The 2,647-nt window shown below is 69.9% G+C and carries 2 protein-coding genes; both read left to right on the top strand.

Annotated features, from left to right (window positions below; translation table 11 throughout):
- Window positions 1-1,419, top strand: a 1,419-nt coding sequence (locus WMI84_RS17975) for an FAD-binding oxidoreductase (protein WP_347355143.1), incomplete at its 5' end; no start/stop codon positions are given.
- Between the two features lie 2 nt (window positions 1,420-1,421).
- On the top strand, window positions 1,422-2,647 hold a 1,226-nt coding region (locus tag WMI84_RS17970; RefSeq protein ID WP_347355142.1), incomplete at its 3' end, for a class I SAM-dependent methyltransferase.

The following is a 2,647-nucleotide window of genomic DNA, read 5'->3' as shown; positions in this document are numbered from 1 at the left end:
GTGGCCGGGACCGGACGCAGAGGAGCGCAGGTGACCGTCTCGGCCGAGGTCCGGACCGCCCACGAACGACGGGTGGCGACGCTGCGCCGCTCGTACGACGCCATCCCAGTCGGGCGGCCGGTGCGGCTGGCCAAGCGCACCTCCAACCTGTTCCGGCCCCGTGCCGAGCTGGACACCCCCGGTCTCGAGGTCACGCAGCTGGGCCACGTCCTGTCCGTCGACCCGATCGGTCTGACCGCCGAGGTCGAGGGGATGACCACCTACGAGGACCTCGTCGCGGCGACCCTGGCGGTCGGCTGCATGCCGCTCGTCGTCCCGCAGCTGCGGACCATCACGATCGGTGGCGCCGTGGCCGGGCTGGGCATCGAGGCGTCGTCGTTCCGCAACGGGCTGCCCCACGAGTCAGTGCTCGAGATGGACGTGCTCACCGGCTCGGGCGAGGTCGTGACGGCCTACCCGGACGGCGCGAACAGCGATCTCTTCGAGACCTTTCCCAACTCCTACGGCAGTCTCGGCTATGCGACGCGGCTCGTCATCGAGCTGGAGCGGGTGCACGCGTACGTGCGACTGCGCCATGTCCGCTTCACCGAGCTGAGCGGCATCCAGCAGGCGGTCGACGACATCGTCACCGCGCGTGAGTACGCCGGCGAGCCGGTCGACTTCGTCGACGGCGTCGTGTTCGGCGCCGACGAGGCCTACCTCACGCTCGGCACGTGGGCCGACTCGGCGCCGTACACCAGCGACTACACCGGGCAGCAGGTCTACTACCGCTCGATCCGGCTGCGCGCGGAGGACTACCTGACCGTCCGGGACTACCTCTGGCGCTGGGACACCGACTGGTTCTGGTGCTCGCGTGCCTTCGGGGTGCAGCGGCCGATCGTGCGCCGGCTCTGGCCGGACGCGCTCAAACGAAGCGACGTCTACTGGAAGCTGATCCGCTTCGAGAACCGGCACCACTGGTGGGCCCGGCTGCAGCAGCGCCGGGGAGAGCCCGCCCAGGAGCGGGTCGTGCAGGACGTGGAGATCCCTGTCGGACGCACCGCGGACTTCCTGCACTGGTTCCTCGAGAACGTTCCCATCGATCCGGTCTGGTTGTGCCCGTTGGTCCTTCGCGACGCGGGCGCCGGCGCTCGCCGCTGGCCGCTCTACCCGCTCGAGCCAGGGCAGACGTATGTCAACGTCGGTTTCTGGTCGACCGCGCCGATCCTGCCGGGCCGCCGGGACGGCGACGTCAACCGAGCGATCGAGGCCGAGGTCGAGCAGCTCGGCGGTCACAAGTCCCTCTACTCCGACGCCTACTATGACGAGCGGACCTTCTGGAGCAGGTACGGAGGCGATGCCTACCGGGCGATCAAACGGGTACACGATCCGGAGGGCCGACTCCCGGATCTCTACGCCAAGGCGGTGCGAAGAATATGACGATGACGATCGGCGAGGTGGTCGACCACCTCTTCCCGACTGGGCTGCTGTTCCGGCTGGAGGCGTACGACGGGTCGGTCGGCGGCGACCGCGAGGCCCCGGTCACCCTGCGCGTCCGCAACGAACGGGGGTTGCGCTACCTGGTCACCGCCCCTGGCGAGCTCGGACTGGCCCGGGCCTACATCATGGGCGACCTCGAGATCGACCCGATCGACCCGGGCGACCCCTACGAGGTGCTGACGCGCACGATGGACAAGATCCCGAGCCCCAAGGTGCACGTGACCGAGGTCCCCGAGATGGTCCGCAGCCTCGGCCGGTCGGCCTTCCGCCGCCCCGAGCTCCCACCGCAGGAGACCCCCAGCCGGCTGCACCGGCTCCACTCCGGGCTGGTCCACGGACGCAAGCGGGACGCCGAGGCGATCTCGCACCACTACGACGTGTCCAACCGCTTCTACGAGCTCGTCCTCGGCCCCTCGATGGCCTACACCTGCGCCGTCTATCCGACCGCGGACGCCACGCTCGAGCAGGCCCAGGAGCACAAGCATGACCTGGTCTGCCAGAAGCTCGGCCTGCGGCCCGGGATGCGGCTGCTCGACGTCGGCTGCGGCTGGGGCGGCATGGTCCGGCACGCGGCCGAGCACTACGGCGTCGAGGCGCTGGGCGTGACCCTGTCGCAGCAGCAGGCGCTCTGGGCCCAGAAGGCGATCTCCGACGCCGGCCTGTCCCACACCGCGGAGGTCCGCTTCATGGACTACCGGGACGTGGCCGAGACCGGCTTCGACGCGATCAGCTCGATCGGCCTGACCGAGCACATCGGGGTGGGCAACTACCCGGCCTACTTCCGCGAGCTGCACGACAAGCTCAAGCCGGGCGGGCGGCTGCTGAACCACTGCATCACCCGCCCGGACAACCGGCACAACGGGGCCCTGAAGGCGGTCGGGCTGCGCGGTTCGTTCATCGACCGCTACGTCTTCCCCGACGGCGAGCTTGCCGGCTCCGGCACGATCGTCTCGGTCATGGAGGACACCGGCTTCGAGGTGCAGCACCACGAGAGCTTCCGGCCGCACTACGCGCGCACTTGCCGGGCCTGGGCGCGCAACCTGTCGGCCCACTGGGACGAGGCGGTCGCCGAGGTTGGGGAGGGCACGGCCAAGATCTGGGGGCTCTACCTCAGCGGCAGCTCGCACGGCTTCGAGACCAACGTCGTCCAGCTGCACCAGGTGCTCGC

The organism is Intrasporangium sp., from assembly GCF_039812505.1.
Lineage (GTDB): Bacteria > Actinomycetota > Actinomycetes > Actinomycetales > Dermatophilaceae > Intrasporangium_A.
Note: the sequence above shows the minus strand (reverse complement) of the source record. Positions and strands in the feature narration are given on the sequence as shown.